General features: G+C 32.7%; 4 protein-coding genes. All 4 read right to left on the bottom strand.

The annotated features are described in order from the left end of the window. Positions 1 to 10: 10 nt before the first annotated feature. The 4 genes from CI949_RS16355 to cobA all read right to left on the bottom strand — a co-directional run bounded on the left by CI949_RS16355 (position 11) and on the right by cobA (position 5316). Positions 11 to 1201 carry a PocR ligand-binding domain-containing protein gene (locus CI949_RS16355; RefSeq protein ID WP_223174491.1) on the bottom strand — a complete coding sequence of 397 codons (1191 nt, stop codon included), beginning with the start codon at positions 1199 to 1201 and terminating at the stop codon, positions 11 to 13. Positions 1202 to 1383: 182 nt separating this feature from the next. Continuing rightward, positions 1384 to 2685, bottom strand: coding sequence for a glutamate-1-semialdehyde 2,1-aminomutase (gene hemL / locus CI949_RS16350; protein WP_089716134.1), 1302 nt, complete (start codon positions 2683 to 2685; stop codon positions 1384 to 1386). 60 nt (positions 2686 to 2745) lie between these two features. Continuing rightward, positions 2746 to 3717: a porphobilinogen synthase gene (gene hemB, locus CI949_RS16345; RefSeq protein ID WP_089716133.1), complete on the bottom strand. Its 972-nt coding sequence runs from the start codon at positions 3715 to 3717 to the stop codon at positions 2746 to 2748. Between the two features lie 15 nt (positions 3718 to 3732). Further along, positions 3733 to 5316 carry a uroporphyrinogen-III C-methyltransferase gene (cobA, locus tag CI949_RS16340; RefSeq protein ID WP_290768236.1) on the bottom strand — a complete coding sequence of 528 codons (1584 nt, stop codon included), beginning with the start codon at positions 5314 to 5316 and terminating at the stop codon, positions 3733 to 3735. Between the last annotated feature and the right edge of the window lie 13 nt (positions 5317 to 5329).

Genomic DNA, 5329 nt, shown 5'->3' with positions numbered 1-5329 from the left:
AAAATAATCATTAATTATAATTTTTAGGTAAATTCATTTTAACCTTTGTTCCCTTACCTAACCGACTATTAATTTCAAGCCCATATTCATCACCAAAATAATACTTTAATCTTTTGTGAACATTATCTATTCCTATTCCAGTAATATGAGTTGTTATTTTTTCTCTATTTTTTTCCTCATAAGTCAAAATATTATTTAAAATATTTTGACTCATTCCAACACCATCGTCTTCTACAATAATAACAATCTTTTTTGCCGTTTCTTCTGAGCTAATTTCAATAGTCCCAGAGTCTTTTTCTTTAAACCCATGAATAATTGCATTTTCTATTAAAGGCTGAATAGATAATAAAGGAATATTAATATCATATAATTTTTTGTCAATATCAATTTTGAACTTAAATTGATCACGATAACGTTTTTTTTGGATTACAATATAATCATTTACACAATTTAATTCCTCTTCTAAACTAACTATTTCTTCTATATTTCTTAAACTATATCTAAGCAAATCTGAAAGAGCATAAGTAACATCTTCAGTTTCTTGAGCATTTTCTATTAAAGCCAATCTTGCAATTGAATTAAGAACATTAAATAAAAAATGGGGGTTTACTTGTGACTGTAATATTTTTAATTGTTTAGTTCTTAAATGTTCTTCTAACTGCCTTCTATTCCTAGATTCTTCTATCAATTCCTGTTGATAAATATTTGCTAGTCCCATTTTAGCTATGTAATTTGCTGATAAAGAAAGAAATTCTGCTGCAGCTATTATTCTTTCACGGGGTAAAACTTCAACATCATTAAACTTCTCTTTTAAAATTTCAAAATCGATATCATAATCTTTAACCCTTTCTTTAACCCTTTCAAGAGTCTTTTCTCTTCCTTCTTCTTCAGAAATTATTTGCCCACACAAAATAGTACCTATGAAACTGTTTTCCAAAATAATGGGGGCAGCTACATCTATTAAACCATGCTCACAAACATAGGGATCGGGTTTGCCGCGTTCTTTAGCATTTATCCCGCCCTCTGAATCAGACAATTTACATTTTTGAAACCCTTTATTACATAATCTAACTGTACTACAAAAAGATGTAAAATTGCTGGGCTTAGTAACAGGTATTCCTTCTCTATTGACAATTACAGCTGCTAAACCTGTAGCATCAGCAAATTTATCCTGTATGCCCTGTAAAGCTTCAACATTAATAAGTTCATTTAAACTATAATTATTATTGATATCTAATCACCTCCATCTATAAATTGAGATCATTATTTAATTTATCTACTATAATTTATTTTCAAGATAGTTTTTAAATATCCTTTTTTCTCAATAAAAATAGTGGTTATTATTCTTTTTATAGATAATTTTAAACTGTTTAATTCTTTCTTTTATAATTCAGCCTTTAATTTTTTTAAAGCCTGATAATTAGCTGCAATTGTTTTATCTAAATTTTCTTCACTTAAAGCTGAAGAAATAAAGTTTGCTTCAAACTGAGAAGGTGGTAAATAAATTCCTGCTTCTATCATTTCTTTAAAATAAGCTGCAAAAAGTTCTAAATTGCAGTTTTTAACATCCTGATAATTTTTTACTTTTTTCTCAGTAAAAAATAAGGTAAACATTGAGCCAACTCGATTAAAATAAGCAGGGAAATTAAGATCTTTAATATTATTTTTAAATCCTTTTTCCAGTTTTTCTGCTTTTGCTTCTAGCTGATCATATATCTTTTTATTTTTTAATTCTTTTAAAGTAGCTAATCCTGCCTGCATAGCCATCGGATTACCAGATAAAGTTCCTGCCTGATAAACCGGCCCAATAGGCGCAACATAATCCATAATTTCTTTTTTGCCAGCATAGGCACCAACAGGCATTCCTCCACCTATTATTTTACCAAAAGTACTTAAATCAGGCTCAAGCCCATACAATTCTTGAGCTCCTCCACGGGCCAGGCGAAAACCTGTCATTACTTCATCAAAAATTAAAAGTGTCTCATTTTTGCGGGTGATTTCTCTTAAAAATTCTAAATAACCAGTTTCAGGAGCAATAACTCCCATATTACCAGTTACGGGTTCTAAAATAATAGCTGCAATCTCAGATCCATATTCAGCAAAAACTTTTTCAACTGCCTCCTGATCATTATAAGGAGCTACTATTGTCTCTTTAGCTGTATTCTCTGTTACTCCAGGGCTACCTTTAATCCCAAGAGTTGCAACCCCAGAACCTGCATCAACTAAAAGACTATCTCCATGCCCATGATAACAACCTTCAAGTTTAATTATTTTATTCCTGCCTGTATATCCCCGCGCCAGCCTAATCGCACTCATTGTAGCTTCAGTACCAGAATTAACCATTCTCACTTTGTCAACTGCCGGATAAAAATCTGTTATTAATTGCGCAATTTCTGTTTCGATTTCAGTTGGAGCTCCAAAACTTGTGCCTTTTTTGAGCTGTTTTTTTAATTTTTTTATTACCTGAGGTGGATTATAGCCTAAAATCATCGGGCCCCAGGAATTTACATAATCTAAGTACTTATTACCATCAATATCGTAAAGATAAGCACCATCTCCTTTTTCAATAAATATTGGTTCCATTTCTACAGCCGAAAAAGCCCGTGCTGGACTGTTGACTCCACCTGGAATAAATTTTTTTGCTTTTTTAAAAGCTTGTCTTGATTTTTTTCTTTTATCTCTCATCAAAATCTCTCCTTAGCTAATATTTTTAGACCGAGACATTTACTGTTTATTAAATTCCAATTATTCATTTAACCACTGAACAGCACTATCAGCCCAGTATGTAATAATAATATCTGCACCAGCCCTTTTAATAGAGGTTAAAATTTCTAAAGCAACACTCTTTTCATCAATCCATCCTTTTTCCGCCGCAGCTTTAACCATTGCATATTCTCCACTTACATTATAAGCTGCCAGAGGTAGATTAAAGTTATCACTGGCTTTTTGAATGATATCTAAATAAGAAAGAGCAGGTTTAACCATTATAATATCTGCACCTTCTTTTATATCTAATTCTATTTCTCTTAAAGCTTCATCAGAATTAGCAGCATCCATCTGATAACTGCTGCGGTCACCCTGGCCTGGTGCTGAATGTGCAGCATCACGGAAAGGACCATAAAATGATGAATGATATTTAGCAGAATAGGCCATGATTCCTATTTCTTTAAATTCATTTTCATCTAATGTCTGTCTTATTTTTGCTACTCTCCCGTCCATCATATCTGAGGGAGCTATCATATCTGCACCGGCTTCTGCATGTGAAAGTGCAATTTTAGCTAATCTATCTAAAGTTGCATCATTTTTAATTTTATCGTTTTCTAAGATTCCGCAGTGGCCGTGATCAGTATACTGACATAAACAAAGATCAGTAATTATTAAAAGTTCTGGAAATTCTTTTTTAAGCTGTCGAACAGCTTTTTGTACTATTCCATTCTGCTGCCAGGCACTGGAACCTTCTGCATCTTTGTATTTAGGCAGCCCAAAAAGTATAATCGCTTTAATTCCTAGATCTAAAAGCCTTTTAACTTCCTTTTTCAACTGGTCTAAAGATAAGTGATAGTTGTCAGGCATTGAAGAAATTTCTTCTCTTATATTTTCACCATTAACTACAAATAATGGTTTAACAAAGTCTGCTGCAGACAAATTTGTTTCTCTTACTAAATCCCTAATATTTTTTGATCTGCGTAAACGTCTCGGTCTTCTATTTAAATCCATTTCAAAAACCTCCATTTATAAATAATATTTTAAAATTGCATCAAATAAACCTTCAATAGTATATTCTGCTGCTGTAATTTTAACATTCAGTCCATATTTTTTAGCTTGATTGGCTGTTACAGGACCGATACAAGCAGCTGGGATTTCTTTTAACTGCTGCCATAATTTTTGTTGATCAATTTCTTTTGAATCATTTTCTAAAAATTCATTTTGATTCTTAATCAATTTTTCTAAACCAATAATAAAATTATCTACTGTTGAAGAGCTGGTGAAAGTTAATAAGTCAAGATCATCATTTTTAAGCATATCCAAAATTTCTACCTTCATCTCAACTGCTTCTGTTTTGTAAGCTTCAACATTTTTAACTTTTGCTCCCATATTTATAAGTTCTTCTTCAAGTATTTTAGGAGCAATATCTGCTCGAGGTAATAAAAATGAAGCTTGTTTCAAATTAATTTCACCTTTACTCTGAAGTTTTCTTAAATAATCTAAGATTCCTGAAGTTGAATAATCTTCAGGTAAAAAATCTGCTCTAATTCCATTTGCTTTTAATTCTGCAGCAGTTTTAGAACCAATTGTCATTATTTTCATTCCAGCCAGAGCTCTTAAGTCAAGCTGCTGGCGATTCAGTTCTTGCATAAAATATTTAACACCATTAACCGAAGTAAAAATTAAATGGCTATAGTTTTCTAAATTATCAACTGCTTTCTGTAGAGGACCAATATTTCCCGCTGCTTTAATCTCAATTGTTGGAGCAAAAAGAGCGCTGCCAGCCTCTTCTTCAATCATTTCTATAAAAGAAATTGCCTGTTTATTAGGTCTAGTAACTAAAATATTTTTACCCAACAATTTTTTGTTTTCAAACCAAGACAGCTCTTTTCGTAAATTAACAACACTTCCAATTACAATTACTGCTGGTGGCTTAAAATTTGCCTGTTCGACTTTTTGAACTATATTGGCTAAGGTGCCAGTTATAGTCTGCTGCTTGGATCGACTTCCCCAGCGAACTAATGCCACAGGAGTTCCCGGACTTTTGCCGGCAGTTAAAACTCTTTCAACAGTCTGAGCTAATTTACCAACCCCCATTAAAACTACCAGAGTATCTACAGCAGCTGCAATTTTTTCAATATCAATTGTGCTTTTTTCTTTGTCAGCTGCTTCATGTCCAGTAATCACAGCAAAAGAAGATGCTAAATGTCTCTGTGTCAGTGGAATCCCTGCATAAAGCGGTACAGCAAGTGAAGAACTAATACCAGGAATTATTTCAAAATCAATTCCCGCTTCTTTTAATTTTAAGGCCTCTTCACCCCCACGACCATAAACAAAAGGATCTCCTCCTTTAAGCCGACAGATAGTTTTTCCAACTTTAACTTTTTCAATCATTAAAGTCTCAATTTCAGACTGAGTATAGTGATGATTCTTTGCTTTTTTACCAACATAGATTTTTTCAGCTTCACTGCTGGCATATTCTAAAAAACGATTATTTGCGAGACGATCATATAAAATAACGTCGGCCTTTTCAATTGCTCTTTTTGCTTTTAATGTTAAAAGAGACGGATCACCTGGACCGGCTCCAGTTAAATAAACCTTTGCTCCCATTTTTTATTCTCCT

Source organism: Halanaerobium sp. (genome assembly GCF_003070835.1).
Note: the sequence above shows the minus strand (reverse complement) of the source record. Positions and strands in the feature narration are given on the sequence as shown.

What these genes read in the sequence shown, in the direction of transcription:
- hemL (WP_089716134.1), bottom strand. Translation starts at nt 2,685, where the DNA reads ATGAGAGATAAAAGAAAAAAATCAAGACAAGCTTTTAAAAAAGCAAAA.
- hemB (WP_089716133.1), bottom strand. Translation starts at nt 3,717, where the DNA reads ATGGATTTAAATAGAAGACCGAGACGTTTACGCAGATCAAAAAATATT.
- cobA (WP_290768236.1), bottom strand. Translation starts at nt 5,316, where the DNA reads ATGGGAGCAAAGGTTTATTTAACTGGAGCCGGTCCAGGTGATCCGTCT.